This is a genomic window from Wenyingzhuangia marina (assembly GCF_900130035.1).
GTDB lineage: Bacteria > Bacteroidota > Bacteroidia > Flavobacteriales > Flavobacteriaceae > Wenyingzhuangia > Wenyingzhuangia marina.
The window spans coordinates 224724-248471 of the sequence record NZ_FQXQ01000001.1 but is presented as its reverse complement, the minus strand read 5'-3'; the positions used below and the strand labels follow the sequence as shown (position 1 = coordinate 248471).

Sequence of the window (23748 nt, the reverse complement as noted above, 5' to 3'; positions counted from 1 at the left end):
GCGGTTTTTTTATGATGTTTTGGTTTATTAAAAATGAACTTCAAATTGAATTCTGTATTGTAGTCCTTTAGAAGCATAATCAACTGTGGTGTAACTTAAATCTGTTTGTATTTTTAAAGCATGTCCAACAATGTATTTAGAAACTCCAACGGTGTATTGCTCAGTAGTGTTTGCTACTCCTTTATAGTCTATTTGAGTGTATCTCGCAGCAATTTCATAGTTGTTCTTAAATAAATAACCTGTGGCTAAATTATATCCTTTTCCTACTTTAACAGGTTTGCTTCCTAATTTAGTATCATCTGCATTTCTGTAAGCAAATTCTCCCATGGCTGAATAGCCTTTGTATTTGTACATAAAGTCTACAAAGCTTGTGTTTACATCTGTTGTAGCAAATACATCATCTTCGGGTTTGTCATTATCTATAATAATTTCTATAATGCTTCCTTGACTACCCCTTTGTCTTGACGCTCTATCGTTGTGGTTATAGGTAGCACCAATAGATAGTTTTTGTGTAGGTTCCCTTTTTAAGTCTCCTCCAGAATAATCTCCTTTACTTGTAAATGCTCCAAAGGGTAAGACTTCAACTCTAGAAGTGTATTGTTGTCCGCCTACATTTCCTGTAGTAATGTTTCGTCCTTCTCCTTGAGTAATGGCAAATACTTCTCTAATTAAAAATTGTTTACCAATGGTATGATGGTTTCTTAATTGGAATCCCATATCTCTGTCCAAAGTAAATTCTTTGTTTAATAAAGATCGGTCTACCAATTGCATGTTTGCCGATGAAATAACACGTTCACGGTTTCCAGGTAATTTGGTTTGACCAGCCCACAATTCTAAGTTTTTGTAAAAGTTCCATTTTAAAACCGCATCTAAAATTAACTTAGGTCCTAATTTGGTGTATTCGTTTGCAGAGCCTGTGTCATTGTTAGACATGCCTAACTCAATTTTGTACTTAAGTTTAGGGGAAAGTACAAATCCATCAAATTTTAAACGATATCTTCTAACCTTAGTATCTGTTTTTAAATTATTAGGATCAAAGTCAAAATGGCTATTTTCGTCAGCATCTAAACCAATTGTGGTTAGGTATTGCATTCTTAACCCAAATTTCATGCTCCAAGTACTGTCTTTAGCAACTGAATTAAAAATTCCTTTTCCAAAGGAGTCAAGTTTTAATTTTTGGGCATTTAGATTTGTAATTGATAAAGTTAGAATAAGTAATACAAGTCTTAATTTAGCTTTGTTCATTTTGTTAAAATAATTAAAGCTGCAAATGTACGTTAATTTTATGTTAATTTAATGTTAGTGTATTTGTGTCTGTTTTATCTTAGATATTGATTGATATCTATTCCTGTAGTATGATTGATGCAAATAGGTCATAAAAAAAGCCGTCTTCACAAAGTGAAGACGGCTTTTTTTATAAATGAAAATGTGATTAATTATCTTTTCACGTTAGATTGTATTTCATTAATTAATTCAGATAAATTAATCAATGCCATAATTAAATCTTTAGATTCCATAATAATACCAAAGTGTAAAGTGGTGTTTTTTGGACTTGTTTCTACTGTTCTAATTCTATCAATCTGTTTTCCTAAAGAGTCAGAAACATTTTCTAATAAAGCTTGTTTCTTTTCTAAAATAGTAGAAAGCTCTTTAAAGTTTTGTTCTTTTAGAACAACTGAAATATCTGTTAAAACAGCATCCAATCCTTTCATGATAGCTTTTAAATCACTTACTTGTTCTTTGTTTAAAGGTTTGTGATTGTTGTTTACGTGCTTATAACTAATTTTAGAGATATAACTAATAGATTGAGAAATGTCTTCTAAATATCCTAATACAGAAATATAAAACTTACTAGCTTCTACAGAACTTTTTTCTAATGATTTAATAAAATAGAAAACATCGTTACGTAACTCATCAATTTCTTGATTTAACTTGTTAACGTGTTTGTCATTTTTCTTCAGCTTGTCTAAATTTTGATCGGCTAAGTTATTTACTACATTAGAGTATAGTTTTTGTACTCTACCCAATACTTGAATAATGTGATCAGAACTTTCGTTAATTACTCCATTAATTGTATCAATAGTCTCTTTTTTGATGGCTTTTTTAGCTTCTTTTTCTTTTTCTTTTTGAGAATGTTTTAAGTAGTTTCTACCAATTAAGAACAAAACGGTTAAAAGTAAAATAGCAACCATTAAAGGTCCTCCCAAGTAAATTAAGAATGCTACAATTGCGGAAAAAGTAAAGGCAACCAAAGCTGTTAAAAACCATCCTCCAATAACACTTAAAACTCCTGCTATTCTGTAAACTGCACTTTCTCTACCCCAAGCTCTATCTGCCAAAGAAGTACCCATAGCTACCATAAAAGTAACATATGTAGTAGATAGTGGTAGTTTTAAAGAAGTACCCACAGAAATTAAAATACCCGCAACAACTAAGTTAATAGAAGCTCTTACCATATCAAAAGCTGGAACTTCATAACTTTTATTCTTTGAAATTACGATAGAAGGTCTTTCAAATCTTGAGTCTATATATTTTCTGGTTTTTTGAGGAATAAAGAAATTTAATCCAGAGTTAATTAACATTCCCAATCTAACAATTCCTCTAGAGGCTGGGTTTGGTTCAAATTTTTCATGACCATCACCTTGTCTAGACAAGTTAACTCCTGTTTCAATAACGGTTTTAGCTTTTTTAGAAAACCATAAAGTAACTACCATTACTGCACCAGCCAACATTAATAAATATGGATTAGAAGGTACTTTTTCAGCTAAAATTCCCATAGAGAATTCATTTGCTGCTACACCAGAAACAGACCATGCTTGGAATGAGTTCCAAGCGGCAATTGGTACACCAACAAAGTTTACCAAGTCATTTCCAGAGAAAGCCATAGCTAAAGAAAAGGTTCCAATCCCAATAATAACTTTTAAGATGTCAATTTTAAATAGGCTTATTAATAATTGAGAAATTACAGTCCAAATTAAAAACCCTACAACAAGAATGTTAAAAGTTTGTCCTTCAATCAAGTGTTTTGCATTTGAGTAAAATGGAGTTCCTTTCATTCCTTTTACAAAAATAAAGTAAGTAATGGCAGTAATTGCCAAACCTCCAAAGATAGCGTTGATATATGGTTTTTTATCGTTTAAATTAAAAGAGTATACAATTCTAGATAAGAACTGAACCAAAGCTCCAACAGTAAAAGAAATAGCCACAGAGAGCAAAATTCCAAAAATAATAAGCAAGGCTTTTTCATGATTGATGTATTGCCAAATATCAGCGATGTTTTTTGAGTCATCTCCAGATATTTTAATTAAAGCCATCGCAACTGCAGCTCCTAACAACTCAAATACAATAGAGACTGTAGTAGAAGTAGGCATTCCCAAGGTATTAAAGATGTCAAGTAATAGAATGTCTGTAATCATTACAGCCATAAAAATGTACATGATTTCATCAAAATAAAATTGACCAGGAACAAAAATTCCTTTTCTAGCCACTTCCATCATACCGCTAGAGGTAACAGCTCCCATAAGAACTCCTATACTAGCAATAATCATTATTTTTTTTGGGGTAATAGCTTTAGAACCAATTGCTGAATTTAAAAAGTTTACGGCATCATTACTAACACCCACAACCAAATCAATTGTGGCTAATACAGCCAGTGCAATGATCATTAAAAAATACACGTCTTCCATGGGGAAAATTTAAATTAGGGCTCAAAATTACTAAAAAAAAAGCAAGTTTGAATGTTAATTAAATGTTATGAAATCACCCTACTTAGAAGGTGAATCAAAGATTTAAAAATTTATTTTTTTTGAGGTGTTACCATAAAATCTTTTAAATAAAAAGGTTCAAAATAGGCGGTGTCCTCAAATTTTTTGTTTTGGTATTTCTCTTCGGCTAAAAAAGCCATTTCATTTGCTGATGGAAATTTGTCTTCAATAAAAATAGCATTTTTATGTTTAATAATGTCTTTACACTTAGAAGCACCATCTCCTAAAAAATAAACAGGATGCGCTACCAATAAAGATTGATAAGAGCTCTCATCAATAATTTCTGCTTGCGGGCTTCTAGTATATTCGTAGTTGTGGTTAAAAATAGCACTGTAAACTTCTAATCTTCTTGCATCTATCATAGGAACAATTATACCTTTTTCAATTTGAATTGTTTTAGCCAAAGCTTTTAAAGTATCAATAGCTATTAAAGGTTTGTTAATAGCATAAGCCAAACCTTTGGCAGTAGAAACACCAATTCTTAATCCGGTATAAGATCCTGGACCTTTACCTACTGCAATTGCATCTAAATCTTTTGCCTTTAGGTTTTGAGATTTTAATACTTCTTCAATAAAAATATGTAGTTTTTCTGCATGTGAATAATCACCTTTGTTTTCTTCTTTTAAATAAATAGATATACCATCTTTAGCCAAACCAACTGAGCAGTTTTTGGTAGAGGTTTCTATATTAAGGATCAATGCCATATTACTAATTTAGGAAACAAATATACTTTCTATTCTTAAAAGTTAAATGTTAATTTGATTTGTTTTCTTTTAAAAGATAGCAATAAACAGGATAATGATCGCTATATCCACCTAAATAAATACTTCCTGAAAAACTTCTTTTTGGACTTCCTTTGTACTGTCCTTTTTGTAATGTCATATAACTAGGGTTAAAGATGCCTGCTTTGTAGAATTTAAATTGTTGATAATCTTTGTTTAAAGTGATGAAATTATCACTAAAAAATATCTGATCAAACAAAAATAAATCGCTTTTATAAGTCAAGGTGTTAAACCCTTCTTTAAACATTTTCTCAAACGGATTGTATAAATCTTCTGGTTTTAATTTGTTTTTTGATGCTTTGGTGTTTAACACTTTTTTAAAGCTTTTATCGTTGGGATTGTCGTTAAAATCTCCCATACCAATAATTTTAGCGTTAGGCTCTTCTTTTCTGATTTTTGCAATAATATCTAAATTTTTTTGAGCGACACGTTCTCGTAAAATACTGCTTTTTTTGACTCCTCCTCGTCTCGAAGGCCAGTGATTTACAAGCACGTGAATTTTTTCATTCATTAAAAATCCTGATACTAAAAGAATATCTCGAGTGTGAATTTTAACGTTGTCGTTATAAAGGTTGGCCGGAATGGCCTCACTGTAAATAGGTTTAAAAATATCTTTGTTGTAAAGTAAAGCGGTATCAATCCCTCTTTGGTCGGGAGAATCATAATGAATAATCCCATATGGGTAATCACTTAAAGGTGAGGTGGCAATTAAATCTTCTAAAACTTTTTTGTTTTCAACTTCTGCAATGCCAATAATGGTAGGAGGTAGTTTATTTTGTTCTTTACCAATGTCGCAAAGCACATGAGCAAGTTTTGAAAGTTTGTCTAGGTAAATTTCTTTACGATTAGATTTTATTTCCATCATAGGGCTCAACTCATCCATTTTTTCAGGATTGTTAATGGTATCAAATAGGTTTTCCAGGTTGTAAAAAGCAACGGTTTGAACAATGTAGGATTTCTGAGCGTTTAAAATATTACAAGAGAGTAATAAAATAATGAGTGTTATTTGATTGATTTTCAGTAGCATGTTTTTTTTAAGGTAAAAATAACTTAAATTAGAAACAAAAGAAAAAGAAAAAAATGCGATCAATTCACAACTTTTATTGTTGCTGTTTATGCTCTGCTATGATGTATGCTCAACAAGAAAAACAAATTAAAGGAGTGGTTAAAGATTTTATAACAAATGAACCTTTAACCGTTTTTAAGATTGAAATTCCCAATACCAATCAAAAATATTTGTTCAAAGATTCTCAAGGGAGTTATAGTTTAAAAATCTCTAAAGAGGTAAAACAAGTAATCTTCACTGCGGAAGGATATCAAAATTTATGGACATCTGTTGAGGAGCTAGATTCAAAGCTTGTTTTTTTGAAACCCTTAGATGAAGTGCATGATGAATTTAGTTTGTTGAATTTAACAGATGACCAGTTAGAGGATGAAAGTGGAGAGGTTACTAATATTACTGGAATATTTTCGGCTTCAGATGATATTTATTTAAACACAGTCGGATTTGAGTTTCAGGGAGTATTTTATAGTGCTAGAGGATTAGGATCCGATCAAAGAGCTTTTTTGTTAAATGGAGTACAGCAGAATAGATTGTATGATGATAGACCTGCATGGAATAATTGGGGAGGTGTTGATGGTATTTATAGAAGTCAAGAAGTAACAGAACCTTTGGGAGCTTCAGAAAAAACATTTGGGAGAGCTTTGGGGGTTACATCACTCACAACAAGACCTTCAAAATACAGAACAGGAACAAGAGTTGCTTATGCACGTTCTGATAGATCTTATCAAAATAAAGCTTCTATAAGTCATGTGGGGAGTTTGCCAAATCAATGGCATTATATGGTTTCTACCAGCAGACGTTGGGGAAATGAAGGGTATCGATCAGGAACACTTTACGATGCCAATTCTTTAATGTTAAGTGTAGAAAAGTTTCTCAATACTCATAATAGTTTAACAACAAGTTTTTTATATACTCCTAATAGGAGAGGAGTTGCAGGTGCTTATACAGATGAGGTGTTTCGTTTAAAAGGAAATAGTTACAATGGAAATTGGGGCTTTCAGAATGGAAATAAAAGAAATGCAAGAGTGCGAACTGTAGAAGAGCCTTTGCTATTGTTTACCCATACTTATGAAAATGAAAATAAAACACGTTGGGAAAATTCATTGTTATTACAAAACGGTAGTATTGGATATTCTAGAATAGATTATAACGGAGGTACAAATCCCGATGCCGCTTATTATCAAAAACTACCGAGTTATTGGTTGTCAAAAAATACAGTTGACTATGAAAATGTATATAGATATGAGCAAGCATTTATTGAGGATGGTCAGTTAAATTGGGATTTTTTATATCAAGCCAATGCGGAAATGAAAGCCATCAATCAAAATGCAGCTTATGTATTATATGATGATAAAAGAGAAGAGCGTAGAATTCAGTTTAATTCCAACATCACACAAAAGATTAAAGAAAACTGGGACTTTAATGTAAGTATAGATTACAGAAATATTAAGTCTGAGAATTTTGCAGAGGTTTTAGATTTATTAGGAGGATCAGGATATTTAGATGTGGCAAGTTTTACTTTAGCACAAAGTGATTTAAACAATCCTAATAGAGTAGTGAAAGAAGGGGAGAGGTTTAAATATAATTATAACATTTACAGTTCAAGTATAAGTGGATTTGCACAAACAAGTTGGAAAGGGAAAAGAATTGAGGGATCCACAGCTTTAGGAACTTCATACACCAAACATCAAAGAGAAGGTTTGTATAACTATGAAAATTATGCAGATGCAGAAGGTAAAAGCAAAAAAATAGATTTATTCGCACATCAAGCAAAAGCAAATGTATTGTTAAAAATTTCAGGGAGAAATTTAATCGATTTTAAAACAGCTTATATACAAAAATCACCAAGTGTAAGACAAGTATTTCCGAATGCACGGGTGAGTAATACTACTTTGAGTAATTTAAAGACTGAGAATTTATTTAGCAATGCGTTGAGTTATATTCATAGAGGATTAAACGCTAAGATAAAACTAACAGGATATTACAATTTGCAGCGTAATGTAACTGAAACAGGTTTTTATTTTGCCGAAGGTTTTGGAACCGATGGAGATGATGATCCCAATAGGGATGATTTGTTAGATGAAAACAGTTTGTTTGTTCAGGAAGTGTTAAATAATATTCAAAAAAAATATGTGGGATTGGAGTTGGGAACTTCTTATGATATAAACTCTAGCATCAAACTAACTGGAGTTGTTGGGGTGGGAGATTATACCTATGATAATAATCCTAATTTGTTGTTGTACACCGAAGATGATGCAAGTGCACAAAATTTAGGTTTTGTAAAAGGAGCTAAAGATTTAGGTACTGCAAATATTCAAGGAAAAAAACTATCTGTGGGTCCACAACAAGCATTTTCCATCATGTTGGCTTACAATGATCCTAATTATTGGAGAATAAGAGTTAGTGTCAATCATTTTAGAAACAATTATGTAGACATTGCTCCCATTCGATATATCAGTAATTTTACCAATGAGATTAATGGAAGTCCGATAGCTAATGTAAATGAAGATTTGTTGGATCTGTTCAGACAACAAGAACAGTTAAATAATTTCACGCTTATCAATTTATCTGGAGGGAAATCATGGAGGTTAAATACGGGTTATTTAAGTGTCTATTGGAATGTTCAAAATATACTAGATATTGATTATAGAACAGGTGGTTTTTCAAATAGTAGAGCTGCTAATTATAGCGAACAACTGAATGAATATAACCGAGAATTACCGTTGTTTGGAAGTAGATATTTTGTAGGAAATGGCAGAACCTTTTTTACAGGTTTATACTATTCATTCTAAAAAAAAACTCATGAAAAAACATACTTTATTCTCTCTTATAATATTGCTAGTTTCTTGTGTAGAAGATATAAACCACAAGACTATTGATACTACAATTGTCAATCCAGATATTAGTCAAAAAACAGAAATTACGTTTAAACAACTTTATAATTTACATAATAATGAAATAGGAAAGGATACTATTGTTACGGGGTATGTGGTTTCTTCAGATCAGCAGGGGAATTTTTACAAAGAAATTTTTGTTCAAAATACTTTAGGGATAGCAGATTTAGGAGTAGATAATCCTAGAATGGGAATGAGAATTCGTGTGGGGTTAACCAACACTAGTACAAAATATGCCAAAGGAAGAAAAGTAATCATCAATCTAGAAGGTTTAAAAAGGACCACTAGTGATGACTTGATAACATTAGGAAAACCGAGTGGTACATACATCAAAGATATTTTGGAGTTTGAATTGGGTGATTATATTTTGAAGACAGATGAAGTAGGAATTGTAATACCAAAAATTTTAAAATTATCTGATTTGACTAATCATGATTTAAATACTTTGGTAAAAATCGAAGATTTACATTTTAATATAAATCAAATAGGAATGCCTTTTTCTAGTTTGCCTACTGATGAATATGATGGTCTTAGAATTTTAGAATTTTGCAATACAAAAAGAAGAGACACCATTCTTTTGGAGACTAGTAATTTTGCTGATTTTTCTGACAATCTTATTCCAAATGCACAAGTAGATATAACTGCTATTTATAATATCAGTTTTAATAATGAACCTATTTTGGTGCTGAATCAAATAGAAGATTTAGTTGAAATAGGAACTTATGACAATTGCCCAGAAATTGTAACACCAAATATTATGATAACAGAGGTCGCCGATCCTAAAGAGGTAACCAAAGCTAGATTTGTAGAAATATACAATCCAACGAATAAAGAGGTAAGTTTAAAAGATTGGATTTTGGTTAGGTACAATTACACAAGTTTTAAAAACACAAAAGAGTTAGCTGCTTTACCAATTTCTTTAACAAATGTGACCATTCCAGCAAAAGGATTTGTGATTGTAACGAGAGATAAAGCAGCATTTTCGACTTATTTTGAGGTAACAGCAGATATAGAATCGTCTAACTTAGATGGGAATGGAGATGATGCTTATGAATTGCTAGATCCTTTCGGGGCTTTAATTGATGTGTACGGAAATGCGAGTAATGACGGAACTGGTTCTGATTGGGAATATATGGATGGAATAGCTGTTAGGAAAGTTGAGATTGACGAGCCTAATTCTGATTTTATAAAATCAGAGTGGGAAATTTTAAATGTAAATATTGATATAAAAATAAAACTGAAATACAATCCTAGAAAAAGGTGGATAGAAGAGTAATATTGAAAAAACAAGAACGATCTACAGATTTTAGTCCAAGAGTTTATTAGTTTTTTATCTTTGTTAAAAAAGAAAATTATGGCATTAACCCCTTCAAATGTAATGCGAGTTGGAACCTTCGCTCCAGATTTTATGTTGCCTGATACCGTTTCAGGAGTTCAAATTCCTTTGGAAGCCATTCAGGGAGAAATAGGAACATTGGTCTTGTTTATTTGTAACCATTGTCCTTATGTGATCCATATCAATAAATTATTGGTCAAATTGGCCAATCAATATCAATCGCAGGGAATCAATTTTATAGCGATTAGTAGTAATGATGTAGAAAATTATCCGCAAGACAGTCCAGACTTAATGAAAAAACATGCGATAGAAAATAAGTATCCTTTTCCTTATTTATATGATGAAACTCAGGAAGTAGCAAAAGAATACAATGCAGCTTGTACGCCAGATATTTATTTATTTGATGCTAATTTAAAGTTGTACTATCATGGTCAATTAGATGGTTCTAGACCAGGAAATAAAATTCCACCTACGGGAGAAGATATAAAAACTGCTTTTGAAGACTTGATCAACAACAAACGTTATACGCATAGAGGAATACCAAGTGTTGGTTGTGGTATTAAATGGAAAAAATAAATTGATCATTAGTTCTCGACTTTGCCTGAATATAAAAACTATTAGGTTTTTAATAAGAGTTGAGAGGTGCATATAAAAAAGTAAAGCCTCTCTAAATAATTTAGAGAGGCTTTACTTTTTTATAATGAAGATAAGCGGACTATGCTAAAATTTCTAACTGACTAAAGTTTTTAGTAATTTCTAAAACTCTGTGTCCAACTTCTACATCATCTAGGTTGATATCTTCGTTATCAACTCTAACAGTTTTAATTTGGAATGGCAATCCCATTAAGTGAATCTTGAAATTCTCATACTCAGTAATAAAAGTTCCTGTTTTATGTTGTTTAATGGTTAGACTAGTTTTCTTACCAGTTGTGGTAAATTGTCTTAAACTAAAACGTCCTTTGGTGTAATCGTATCCATCATTAGCATCTTCATAAACACTAGATTCTTCTTTTCCTTGTTTAAAATATACATCAAGAGTTAATTGCTCAATTTTTTTCTCTCCCACATATTGTTGAATAGGATATTTAGGAATAATAGCTCCTTCTTTGATAAAAATAGGCATACTATCAATATCAGCATCTACCCACATTTCTTTACCACCTTCAATAACTTCATGTGTCCAGAAGTTGTACCAATTTCCTCTAGGAATGTACATTCTTCTTCCTTTGGCGTTTGGTTCTCCAATAGGACAAGCCAAAATATGTTCACCAGCTAAAAATTCATCTGTTCTGTGGTGAGTTTGTGCATCTTCTTGATCAAACAACACTAAAGATTTTAACATTGGAATTCCTTCCTCAATATACTTGTAAAAAGTAGTGTATAAATAAGGTAATAATTGGTAACGGATTTCGATGAATTTACGAACCACATCTGTAATTTCTTGGCCAAAAGTCCAAGGTTCTTGATCTCCATGGTCTCCAGAAGAGTGTGTTCTACAGAATGGGTGAAAAATACCTAATTGTATCCATCTGGCATATAATTCTCCATTAGGTTGTTGTGCAAATCCACCAATATCAGATCCTACAAAAGAGAATCCAGACATGGCCATTCTTTGTGCTTGCACATTGGCAATCCATAAATGTTCCCATGAAGCCACATTGTCTCCTAACCAAGTTGAAGTATAACGTTGTGTGCCAGAATATGCAGAACGAGTAATTACAAAAGGTCTTAAAGGATAATTGTATTTTTTTAATCCTTTGTAAGTAGCTTTTGCCATTTGCATTCCGTAAATATTGTGTGCTTTACGGTGAGAACAAGGGTTCCCATCATAATCATGACGAACATCATCTGGGAAAGATTTACCAGGGACATCCATAACTGCAGGTTCGTTCATATCATTCCACACCCCTTTTACGCCTATGTCTTCTATTAATTCTTGAAACAATCCAGCCCACCAATCTCTTACTTCTTTTCTAGTAAAGTCTGGAAAATAACATTCTCCAGGCCAAACTTTTCCTTTCATATATGGACCATCGGCTCTTCTACAGAAATAATCTTTTTCTAAACCTTCACGGAAAACATCATATTCCATGTCAATTTTAATTCCTGGATCAATAATAACAACGGTTTTAAATCCGTCATCAGACAATTCTTTTACCATTCTTTTAGGTTCTGGAAAGTAATCTTTACTCCAAGTAAAACAACGGAAACCCTCCATATAATCGATGTCTAAATAAATAGCATCACAAGGAATTTGTAAATCCCTAAATTTTTGAGTGATTTCTTTTACGTTAGATTCAGGGTAATAACTCCATTTACATTGGTGGTAACCTAAGGCCCATAAAGGAGGTAACTCTGGTGCTCCTGTTAAATTGGTGTAGCTTGCCACAACATCTTGCATGTTTGGTCCGTAAATAAAATAGTAGTTCATTTCTCCACCTTCGGCCCAAAAACTGGTTACATTTCTTCTTTCAGAACAGAAATCAAAATGCGATCTAAAGGAGTTGTCAAAGAAAATTCCGTAAGCTTTTTTGTTTTGAATGGCGGTGTAAAAAGGAATTGCTTTATAAATAGGATCGGTATGACGACCAAAAGCATAAGAATCAGTAGCCCAATTTTGGAAACGTTTTCCTTTTAGGTTTGTGTGTTCTGGTTTGTCACCTAATCCATAGAAACTTTCTCCAGTAGGAGAATTTTTAGTCATTTTTACGATGTTTCCTCCAAGTTCATAACTTTCTTCCCAGTGAAAACCTAATTCATCTTCAGAAATTAAAGTTTCGTCTACAGCATCATAAATACGAGTTCTTAAATCTTCTTTAGAAATATAACAAACCAATTTAGAGGTGGTGACAATATATTTCTCTATGTCTTCTGTTATTTCTAATTTATTATATCCTTTAACCGCTTCTTTAGAAATAGCGTATGAAAAATCAGGTTCAAATTTAGCATCAGTTGTAAATCTAAAACGTAACATACTATCTCTTAGTACAGTCATTTGTAGAATCACACCATTTTCAGAATGAAAGTAAAGGGTGTCTACGTCTTTTTTGAAATCTATCACTTTGGCAGGAAAAGCATTCCCTTTATGTTCGATTCGTTCGTTTAAAATCATAGTATACAGTTCTTTGTTGATTGTAAGTATTCCAATTTAGTAAAAAATGTTAAGAAATATACGTTAATAAACTGTTTTTTATCATGAATCAGTTTGTTAACAAACCCTTATAAACACTGGGCTTTTATATTGTGTGATGAATGCTGATAAATTGAGTTTTTAATAAAAAAACACTCTTTATTTTACATAATAAAGAGTGCATTTGAGTCTATTTTAAAAATATAATTTTATTTTACCTGAAAGATGACAATTCCTAACGGAGGAATGGTAACTTCTGCAGAGTAGTCTTTCCAGTTCCAAGGTTTGTCAGAAACTTCAATTTGTTTGCTGTTTTTGACTCCACTACCTCCATATTTTTTCAAATCTGAGTTGAAAATTTCCTTTAATTTTCCTTTTTTATGAACTCCAATTAGATAATTTTCTTGAACTATTGGTGTTGCATTACAAAGTACAATAATATCATTTTTATCTTCGTGTCCTTTTCTAATATAACTTAAAACAGATTTTTCTCCATCTTCATGATTGATCCATTCGAACCCTTCTTGTGAGAATCCTTTTTCGTATAAAGCAGGAGTTACTTTTAAGAACTGATTTAAATCTTTCATGTAAGTTTGAATGGCTTTGTGTTCAGGATTCTCTAGTAAATGCCAATCTAAACTATTGGCATAGTTCCACTCGTTTTCCTGTCCAAATTCAGCTCCCATAAACAATAAGTTTCCTCCTGGGTGTGAATACATATATCCGTATAACAAACGTAAATTGGCTAATTTTTGCCATTTATCTCCAGGCATTCTTCCTATAATAGATCCTTTACCATATACTACCTCGTCATGAGATAAAGGCAACATGTATCTTTCAGTAAATGCATAAGCCATACTAAAAGTAATTTCATTGTGATGATATCTTCTATGAATAGGGTCTTTTTTAAAGTAACCTAAAGTGTCGTGCATCCAACCCATCATCCATTTCATTCCAAATCCTAAACCACCGTGTTCAACATCTCTGGTTACCCCAGAAAAAGCTGTAGATTCTTCAGCAATGGTTTGTACTCCTGGAAAACTATGATATACTTCGGTATTAAAATCTTTTAAGAACTCTATAGCTTCTAAGTTTTCATTTCCACCAAATTTGTTAGGTTCCCATTCTCCTTCTTCTCTAGAATAATCTAAGTAAAGCATAGAAGCAACAGCATCTACTCTTAATCCATCGATGTGATATTTATCTAACCAAAAACATGCATTTGAAATTAAGAAAGAACGAACTTCGTTTCTACCATAGTTAAAAATTAAACTTTTCCAATCTTTGTGATAACCTCTTCTTTTATCAGGATGTTCATATAAGTGAGAACCGTCAAAGAATCCTAAACCGTGATCGTCTGAAGGAAAGTGAGAAGGAACCCAGTCTAAAATAACACCAATGTCATTTTTATGGAATTCATCAACCAAATTCATAAATTCTTTGGGATGACCAAAGCGGCAACTTGGAGCAAAATATCCTGTTAATTGATATCCCCATGATTGATCAAAAGGATATTCCATAATAGGCATAAATTCTACATGTGTAAAATTCATTTCTTTTACATATTGTACAAGTTTTTTAGAAGCTTCCCAATAACTTAAAGGTCTGTTTTCATCTACATTTTTCATCCAAGATTCAAAATGTACTTCGTAAACAGCATAAGGTTTGTCTAAATCATTTTTGTCTTTACGGTAAGTCATCCAATCTTTATCCTGCCATTCGTAACCTTCTATATCATAAGTTACAGAAGCTGTTTTAGGAGGATGTTCGGTATGATATCCGTAAGGATCACATTTTTCAGTAACAATTCCGTTGTTGTTTGAGTGTATTTTATATTTATAAACTTCACCAACTTTTACATGTGGAATAAATCCTTCCCAAATACCAGAACTGTCCCATCTAACATTTAAAACATGTTCACTATCGTTCCAAAAATTAAAGTCTCCAACCACAGATACTCTGTTGGCTGTTGGTGCCCATACAGAAAAATACATTCCATTTACGCCATCTACAGTAGCTGGATGCGCTCCAAACTTTTCGTAAAGTCTAAAGTGTTTCCCAGATTTAAAAAGATATATATCAAAGTCTGTAAACAGACTGAATACTTGTACATGATTCATAAGCTGAATGATTATGTTGTTAAGTAACACGCCCAAGTAAATTTACTTGGGCGTGTAGATTTGTTGTTTTGTAATTTATATAATTACAGTTCCACTAGGTACGGTAACCCCATTTTTAATGACTACTATACCGTTTCGAACAGTGTATAAATCTGTTTCGGTGTCTTTTAAGTGGTCTCCACCGTTAATTTTTACATCGTTTCCAATAGATGAGTTTTTATCAATAATACAATTATTAATATAACAACGATCACCAATTCCTTTTAAAGGAGTATTTGAGTTTCTTTTTTCTTCAATTTCTGCAGCACCTTCGTATTTGTCATTCCCCATTACATAGCAATTAGAAATAGTTGTACCAATTCCAATTCTTGCACGAATACCAATAATGGTTCTTTCTATTCTGCTAGCATTGATTATTCCACCTTCGGCAATCAATGTTTTTTCTAAGGTAGTTCCAGAGATTTTGGTTGGAGGTAAAAAACGTGGTCTTGTTAATACATTTGTGTCATTACCAAATAAATCAAATTGAGGAATGTCATCTGTCAATCCTAAATTGGCTTCAAAGAAAGATCCAATAGTTCCAATATCAGTCCAATAACCTTCGTATTGATAACTAGCTACTTTATTGGTTTTAATGGCCTGAGGAATGATTTCACCTCCAAAATCCATAGTTTCTTTGTCTTTCATTAATTCAACAAGTAGTTCTCTGTTGAAAATGTAAATACCCATAGAAGCCAAATATTCTCTTCCTTGTGATTTCATTTCATCCGTCACATCAGAAGTCCATTCTGGTAGTTGATCTGAAGAGGGTTTTTCTATAAAAGAAGTAATTTCTTCATTTTCGTTTGTCTTAAGAATTCCAAAACCAGTAGCATCTTTTGCGCATACGGGTAAAGTAGCAATAGAAATATCTGCTTTGCTTTTTTCATGGGCTTTAACCATTTTGTTAAAGTCCATTTGATATAATTGGTCTCCAGATAATATCAAAGCATAATCCCAGTCATAAGCTACAAAATGTTGCATAGATTGTCTTACTGCATCAGCCGTACCTTGAAACCAGCCGTCGTTTTCTGGAGTTTGTTCAGCTGCTAATATGTCTACAAATGCTCCAGAGAAATTACCGAAAGAATAAGTGTTTTTGATGTGTTTGTTTAAGGAGGCAGAATTAAATTGTGTAAGAACAAATATTCTGTCTATACCTGAATGCAAACAATTTGAAATAGGAATATCAACCAATCTATATTTTCCTGCAATTGGAACCGCTGGTTTAGATCTGGTAGATGTTAGGGGTTTTAATCTAGATCCTTGTCCTCCTCCTAAAATAATTCCTAAGACTTTTTTTTTCATAAAATTTTATTTTGCTATAAGGTTATATAATTCAATGTACTCTTTTGCTGAATTCTCCCACGAGTTATCAATCTTCATAATTTCTTTTCGAATTCTCTTAAATTCATCAGTGTCATTATATAGTTTGTTAGCACGAGTAATAGCTAGGGCAACATCATCAACAGTAACGTGTTCATGACGAATTCCAAATCCACCTTTTTCCCCAATGTCTTTTACGGTGTCTTTTAAACCTCCGGTAGTTCTTACTACAGGAATGGTTCCATAGCGTAATGCATATAATTGATTTAAACCACAAGGTTCAAAACGTGAAGGCATGATTAAAAAGTCTGCACCAGCATAGATTAAATGAGATAGTTCTTCGTCATAACCTATAAAGGTATTATATCTACCAGGGTATTTTTCTTTTAGTTCGTTTAATAAAAATTCTGCATGAGGATCTCCAGAACCAAGTACCAGTCCATTGATATCATTAGCGTCTAAAGCTCTATCAAAAATTCCAGCCATAATATCGGCTCCTTTTTGATAAACCAATCGTCCAATAAAAGCAACTAAAGGTTTGTCTGGATTCAAACCAAATTTTTCACAAAGGGCTAATTTGTTCGCTTTTTTTCCTGCTTCAACAGTAGTAACAGAATAGTTTTTAGCAATCATGGTATCTGTAGAAGAGTTCCAAACATCTGCATCAATTCCATTTAAAATTCCTACAGATTTTTCTCTTTCAGTGTCAAACAACCAATCTAATCCAGTAGAGGCGTGTGGAAGTTCGTTCATGTAGTTTGGAGAAACTGTGGTGTATCTCCAACATGCTTTAATGGCTGCTGCCATTGGGTTAATGGCATAATCCCATTCTAAAATTCCAGAATATTCTAAATCGTATTCTGGTAAGTATGATAGTTTTTCAAATGAAAACTCTCCTTGGTATTCAGCATTGTGAATGGTAAAAACTGTAGGAATACCACGCATCGATTTATACTTAGTACATTGAGTAAGCATAAAAGGGATTAACCCCGTGTGGTGGTCGTGGCAGTGAATAACTTCCGGAGCTTTTATAAATTGAAGAATCCAATCTAATACTACTTTTTGAAAAGCAATAAATCTTTCAGTATCATCTCCATAACCATAAACATTTTCTCTGTCTAAAAGGCCTTTTATTTTTACTTGGTATAAGTGGAATCCTAAATCTTCAAAACTATTTTCAACTTTATACACAACTGCTTTGTAGCTGTTTTCAGCTAAGTCAACATTGCATTTAAAATCGGTTATGTATTTTGAGCTTTTGGCATACTTATTGTCGTAATACGGCATGATAACAGCCGACTCATAATCAAGGTTGGTTTGGTATTTTGGAAGGGCTCCGACAACATCTGCAAGACCTCCGACTTTAGCTGCAGGATAACATTCCGCACTAACGTGTATTACTTTCATAAAAAATCCATTTAATTCACATCCTAAACTTAATAAAAAAATCTGTTAACATATATTAATTCTTGGGTAAATTAATAAAATATTAATAGTGTTTTCAGAGGAAGTAGATTAAATAGCGCTTAAAAATGAAGAATAAAAAAAGACCCTGCTTTGCAAGGTCTTTGATAACTAGTCGTTTAGTTTTAAAACAGCCATAAATGCTTCTTGTGGGATTTCAACATTTCCTACTTGTCTCATTCTCTTTTTACCCTTCTTTTGTTTTTCTAAAAGCTTACGTTTTCTAGAAATATCTCCACCATAACACTTGGCGGTAACGTCTTTTCTTAAGGCTTTGGTGGTTTCTCTTGAGATGATTTTTGCACCAATAGCAGCTTGAATTGGAATATCAAATTGTTGACGTGGAATTAATTCTTTTAACTTTTCACACATTTTTTTACCAATCTGGTGTGCATTGTCTGCGTGAATTAAGGCCGATAAAGCATCTACAGAACTTCCGTTTAATAAAATATCTACTTTAACCAATTTAGAGGCTCTCATTCCTGTTGGGTGATAGTCAAAAGAAGCATATCCTTTTGATACTGTTTTTAATCTATCATAAAAGTCAAAAACAATTTCAGCCAATGGCATGTCAAAGATCAATTCAACTCTTTCAGTAGTTAAATAAGTTTGGTTAACAATTTCTCCACGTTTTTCTATACATAAACTCATTACTTGTCCCACAAAATCTGACTTTGTAATGATAGAAGCTCTAATGTAAGGTTCTTCAACTCTATCCATACTAGATGGATCAGGTAAATCAGTAGGGTTATTAACTAAAATGATGTTTTCAGGATGTTTTTTTGTAAAAGCATGGTAAGATACGTTAGGTACTGTGGTAATTACCGTCATGTCAAACTCACGTTCTAAACGTTCCTGAATAATTTCCATATGTAACATTCCTAAGAATCCACAACGGAAACCAAACCCTAGAGCAGCTGAACTTTCTGGTTGAAAAACCAACGAAGCATCGTTTAGTTGTAATTTTTCCATAGAAGCTCTTAGTTCCTCATAATCTTCTGTATCTACAGGATAAATACCTGCATAAACCATTGGTTTTACATTCTCAAATCCATCAATTCTTTCAGCAGTTGGATTTACCAAGCTAGTAATGGTATCACCAACTTTTACTTCAGAAGCAGTTTTAATACCTGTAATTAAGTATCCAACATCTCCTGTTTTGATTTCTTTTTTAGGACTTTGACGTAAATTTAGGGTTCCCACTTCATCGGCAAAGTAATCTTTACCTGTGGCCATAAATTTAATTTTTTCTCCTTTTTTAATAGAACCATCAATAATTCTAAAATAAGTTTCAATACCTCTGTATGAATTGTAAACAGAGTCAAAAATCAAAGCTTTTAAAGGAGCATCAGGGTTACCTTGCGGAGCTGGAACTCGTTCAATAATAGCTTTTAAAATATTTTCAACACCAAAACCTGTTTTTCCACTTGCATGAATTACTTCTTCTGGATCACAGCCTAAAAGATCTACAATATCATCCGTTACTTCTTCTGGATTAGCACTTGGCAAATCAACCTTGTTTAATACAGGTATGATTTCCAAATCATTTTCTAGAGCCAAGTACAGGTTAGAAATAGTTTGTGCTTGTATACTTTGTGCAGCATCAACAATTAATAAAGCACCTTCACAAGCAGCAATAGATCTAGAGACTTCGTAAGAAAAATCTACGTGTCCAGGAGTGTCAATTAAGTTTAAAACATAATCTTCTCCTTCGTAATGGTAATCCATTTGAATGGCATGAGACTTAATGGTAATACCACGTTCTCTTTCCAAATCCATATTGTCTAACAATTGTGCTTGTTCTTCACGTTGGGTTACAGCACCAGTAAAACCTAAAAGCCTATCGGCTAAAGTACTTTTACCGTGATCAATATGTGCAATAATGCAAAAGTTTCTAATGTTCTTCATTTATCCTAAAAATACTAACTTGTTCAACTCGCAAAGATATAGTATTCAGTTGGGATAATTATCGCCTCTAAATAAATTCCTTCATTAAAGCTAAGAGATTTGTATATTAGCTGAAAAAAAGTAAATCATAAAAAAAAATAATAATGAAAAAAGGACTTATTTTATTAGCGTTGGTGTTGAGTTGTTTTATTGTAAATGCTCAAAATTTTAAAGGATTAGATGCTAGTCCTATGGATGCAGTTTCTTATCCAATGAGTTATAAAACTTCTGACAAAATAATTAAAATTATATACAGTAGACCTCAGTTAAAAGGTAGAAAGGTTGCTAGTTTAGCAAAACCAGGAGAGGTTTGGAGAGTGGGAGCAAATGAAGCGACAGAAATTAGATTGTATAAAGATATAATTTTTGGAGGAAAAAAAGTAGAGGCAGGACTTTATTCTTTATTTGCAATACCAGGAGAAAAAGAATGGACTATTATTTTAAATAGTGATACAGATGTATGGGGATCTTATTCTTACAACGAAGAACATGATGTAGTAAGAGTTAAGGGAGAAGTATCTGAAAGCGAAATGCAAATTGAGGCTTTTACCATTGCATTTGATAATAAAATGAATCTATATCTAGCATGGGGGAACGAAATTGTAACCGTTCCTATGAGCGAAGAATAAAAGATATAATTGTATAAATGAAACAGCCTTTATAATAGGCTGTTTTTTTATGCCTAAATTTTAGCCAAAGGATAGCTTTCAACTCTCGCATAAGAACTGTATTTTTGCCCCTTGAAAATAGTCATTAGTTAACAACTAAATAGACAATAAGCTAAAAAATGGAATATAATTTTAACGAGATTGAAGCCAAATGGCAAAAATATTGGGCAAAGAACCAAACTTTTAAAGCAGAGAATACTTCTGACAAACCTAAGTTTTATGCTTTAGATATGTTTCCTTATCCATCTGGAGCAGGGTTGCATGTGGGACATCCGTTAGGATATATTGCTTCAGATATTTTTTCACGTTACAAGCGTCATAAAGGGTTTAATGTATTGCATCCACAGGGATACGATTCTTTTGGATTACCAGCGGAACAATATGCCATTCAAACAGGACAACATCCTGCAGTAACTACAGAAACCAATGTCAATACCTATAGAAAACAATTAGATAAAATTGGTTTTTCTTTTGATTGGTCTCGTGAAATTAGAACTTCAACACCAGAGTATTATAAACATACACAGTGGATTTTTACAGAATTGTTTAATGCTTGGTATAACAAAGCAGCAGACAAAGCAGAAAAAATTGAAACTTTAGTTGCTTTGTTCGAAGCGAACGGAACTGAAAATATACAAGCAGTTTGTGATGAAGATGTAGTTGATTTTACAGCATCGGAATGGAGTGCTTTTTCTGAGTTAAAAAAACAGCAAGTGCTGTCAAAATATAGATTGACTTATTTGTCTGAAACAGAAGTAAACTGGTGTCCTGCATTAGGAACTGTTTTGGCAAATGATGAAATCATCAACGGATTTTCAGAACGTGGAGGTCATCCTGTGGTTCGTAAAAAAATGATGCAATGGTCCATGCGAATTTCTGCTTATGCACAGCGTTTGTTAGATGGATTGCAAACTATTGATTGGCCACAACCATTAAAAGATGCTCAAACCAATTGGATTGGGAGAAGTCAAGGAGCTAGTGTAAAGTTCAAAGTAGATGGGTCTTCGAGCGGAGTCGAAAAGCAAGATTTTGAAATAGAAGTCTTCACCACTCGCCCCGATACTATTTTTGGAGTAACGTTTATGACTTTGGCTCCAGAACACGAACTGGTGTCAAAAATTGTAACAGAAGAACAAAAAGAAAAAGTAGAGGCATATATTCAAGCAACAGCAAAACGTTCTGAAAGAGAACGTATGGCTGATGTAAAAACCATTTCAGGTGCTTTTACAGGGGCTTATGCTGTGCATCCGTTTACAGGAGAAAATATTCCAATTTGGATTGGAGATTATGTATTGGCAAGTTACGGAACAGGAGCGGTAATGGCGGTTCCATGTGGAGACCAACGTGATTATGATTTTGCCAAGCATTTTGATATTGAAATCAAAAATATTTTTGAAGGAGTAGATATTTCTGAAGGAGCTTGTGAAGACAAAACAGCCAAGATTGCCAATTCAGATTTTTTATCAGGTTTAAATGTAAACAAAGCAACCAAGTTGGCTATTTACGAAATGGAACAACGTGGGTTTGGTAAAGGAAAAATTAATTATCGTTTGCGTGATGCCGTTTTTAGTCGTCAACGTTATTGGGGAGAACCATTTCCTGTATATTACAAAGATGGAATGCCAAAAATGATTGATAAGCAACATTTGCCAATTTTATTACCAGAGGTAGAAAAATATTTGCCAACAGAAGATGGTCAACCACCTTTAGGAAATGCTGAGGTTTGGGCTTGGGACTGCGCAACCGCAGAGGTAGTTAGTTGTGATAAGATTGATAACAAGACTGTGTTTCCATTGGAATTAAACACCATGCCAGGTTGGGCAGGTTCTTCTTGGTACTTTAATCGTTATATGGATGCGAATAATCCAAACGAGTTTGCAAGTAAAGAAGCTTTAGATTACTGGAAAGAGGTTGATTTATATTTAGGAGGTTCAGAACATGCTACAGGACACTTATTGTATGCTCGTTTTTGGCAAAAATTCTTATATGATTTAAATTATGTTCCTGTTGAAGAATTTGCCAAAAAACTTATCAACCAAGGAATGATTTTGGGAACTTCTGCGTTTATGTATAGAATTGATGGTTTTGATTTTAATGGAGGTAAAAATGGAGACGTAATTTTTTTAAATGAAAAATCTATATTCATTTCTAAAGGGGTGACAAATAATAACAGTGTTATAAGTGATTTTTTTGATGGTTATCTTAAAAATCAACCTAATAATGTTATTGAGTTAAATAAAGATAATTGGAAGATTGAGTTTAAATTGACACCAATCCACGTAGATGTATCTTTTGTAAACGCTTCGAATGAATTAGATATTGAAGCATTTAGAAACTGGAGAGAAGAATATAAAAAAGCAGAATTTATAACAGAGAGTGGAAAAATCCTTTCCTCAGGAGAGGATTTAGGAGAGGAAAAATATATTGTAGGACGTGAAGTAGAAAAAATGTCCAAATCTAAATACAATGTAGTCAACCCAGATAGTATTTGTGAAGAATATGGAGCAGATAGTTTGCGTTTGTTCGAAATGTTCTTGGGGCCTTTAGAGCAATCTAAACCATGGAATACTGCGGGAATTAGTGGGGTTCACTCATTCTTAAAAAAATTATGGCGTTTGTATGCAAACGCCAATAATTTTAAAGGAGATGCAGGAGAGCCAAGTAAAGAGGAATTAAAAGTTTTGCATAAAACCATTAAAAAAGTACAAGAAGATATAGAGAATTTTTCTTTCAATACTTCAGTAAGTACTTTTATGATTGCGGTAAATGAATTGGGAGCTTTAAAGTGTACTAAAAAAGAAATTTTAGAACCGTTATTGATTTTAATTTCTCCATATGCACCTCATATAACAGAAGAATTGTGGTCTAAATTAGGTAACGAGCAATCTATTGCAACAGCACCTTTCCCCGTTTTTGAGCCAAGTCATTTGGTAGAAAGCGCTAAAGAATATCCTGTTTCTTTTAATGGTAAAATGAGGTTTAAATTAGAGTTGCCGTTAGATTTATCAGCCAAAGAAATAGAAAATATTGTAATGGCTCATGAAAAAACACAAGATCAGTTACAAGGAAGGACTCCTAAAAAAGTAATTATTGTTCCAGGAAAAATTATCAATATTGTAGGATAGTTTTAAAGCTATTATATTATATAAATAAAGGCGATGCATAGGTATCGCCTTTGTTGTTTTTGGGAAGCTTATGTGGTTATCTAAAATCAA

Annotated in this window: 14 protein-coding genes; 5 read left to right on the top strand and 9 right to left on the bottom strand. The window is 32.7% G+C overall.

Annotated elements, in window-relative coordinates; all coding sequences use genetic code 11:
• Positions 1–27 precede the first annotated feature (27 nt).
• The 4 genes from BUB70_RS00965 to BUB70_RS00950 form a co-directional block, all read right to left on the bottom strand.
• Positions 28–1245, bottom strand: a complete 1218-nt coding sequence (locus tag BUB70_RS00965; RefSeq protein ID WP_073117816.1) for a porin — start codon at positions 1243–1245, stop codon at positions 28–30.
• A gap of 191 nt (positions 1246–1436) precedes the next feature.
• A complete protein-coding gene (locus tag BUB70_RS00960) occupies positions 1437–3686 on the bottom strand; it encodes an inorganic phosphate transporter (RefSeq protein WP_073117815.1) in 2250 nt (749 codons plus the stop codon).
• Positions 3687–3796: 110 nt separating this feature from the next.
• Complete coding sequence (gene tsaB, locus BUB70_RS00955; protein ID WP_073117814.1) at positions 3797–4468, bottom strand: tRNA (adenosine(37)-N6)-threonylcarbamoyltransferase complex dimerization subunit type 1 TsaB; 672 nt, start codon at positions 4466–4468, stop codon at positions 3797–3799.
• A 49-nt stretch (positions 4469–4517) separates the two neighbouring features.
• A complete protein-coding gene (locus BUB70_RS00950; protein ID WP_073117813.1) occupies positions 4518–5573 on the bottom strand; it encodes an endonuclease/exonuclease/phosphatase family protein in 1056 nt (351 codons plus the stop codon).
• Between the two features lie 53 nt (positions 5574–5626).
• On the opposite strand from BUB70_RS00950, the gene BUB70_RS00945 reads away from it, so the two are divergent.
• From BUB70_RS00945 to BUB70_RS00935, 3 genes are all read left to right on the top strand, one after another.
• Entirely contained in the window at positions 5627–8401 is a 2775-nt protein-coding gene (locus BUB70_RS00945; RefSeq protein ID WP_143155214.1) for a TonB-dependent receptor, read from the top strand.
• A 10-nt stretch (positions 8402–8411) separates the two neighbouring features.
• Positions 8412–9779, top strand: coding sequence for a DUF5689 domain-containing protein (locus BUB70_RS00940; protein ID WP_159431401.1), 1368 nt, complete (start codon positions 8412–8414; stop codon positions 9777–9779).
• A gap of 78 nt (positions 9780–9857) precedes the next feature.
• Positions 9858–10415, top strand: coding sequence for a thioredoxin family protein (locus tag BUB70_RS00935; protein ID WP_073117810.1), 558 nt, complete (start codon positions 9858–9860; stop codon positions 10413–10415).
• A gap of 139 nt (positions 10416–10554) precedes the next feature.
• On the opposite strand, the gene BUB70_RS00930 is transcribed toward BUB70_RS00935, so the two are convergent.
• From BUB70_RS00930 to lepA, 5 genes are all read right to left on the bottom strand, one after another.
• On the bottom strand, positions 10555–12951 hold the full coding sequence (locus BUB70_RS00930) for a glycoside hydrolase family 31 protein (protein WP_073117809.1): 2397 nt from the start codon (positions 12949–12951) through the stop codon (positions 10555–10557).
• A gap of 227 nt (positions 12952–13178) precedes the next feature.
• Entirely contained in the window at positions 13179–15089 is a 1911-nt protein-coding gene (glgB, locus tag BUB70_RS00925) for a 1,4-alpha-glucan branching protein GlgB (protein WP_073117808.1), read from the bottom strand.
• 75 nt (positions 15090–15164) lie between these two features.
• Positions 15165–16436, bottom strand: a complete 1272-nt coding sequence (locus BUB70_RS00920) for a glucose-1-phosphate adenylyltransferase (protein ID WP_073117807.1) — start codon at positions 16434–16436, stop codon at positions 15165–15167.
• A gap of 6 nt (positions 16437–16442) precedes the next feature.
• Positions 16443–17861 (bottom strand): glycogen synthase, encoded by a 1419-nt coding sequence (locus BUB70_RS00915; protein WP_073117806.1) that lies wholly within the window; start codon positions 17859–17861, stop codon positions 16443–16445.
• A gap of 168 nt (positions 17862–18029) precedes the next feature.
• On the bottom strand, positions 18030–19826 hold the full coding sequence (gene lepA, locus BUB70_RS00910) for a translation elongation factor 4 (protein WP_073117805.1): 1797 nt from the start codon (positions 19824–19826) through the stop codon (positions 18030–18032).
• Between the two features lie 143 nt (positions 19827–19969).
• Here lepA and BUB70_RS00905 point away from each other — a divergent pair, with 143 nt between their 5' ends.
• Positions 19970–20494, top strand: coding sequence for a DUF2911 domain-containing protein (locus tag BUB70_RS00905; protein ID WP_073117804.1), 525 nt, complete (start codon positions 19970–19972; stop codon positions 20492–20494).
• Between the two features lie 158 nt (positions 20495–20652).
• Positions 20653–23658 (top strand): leucine--tRNA ligase, encoded by a 3006-nt coding sequence (locus tag BUB70_RS00900; RefSeq protein WP_073117803.1) that lies wholly within the window; start codon positions 20653–20655, stop codon positions 23656–23658.
• Positions 23659–23748: the final 90 nt, after the last annotated feature.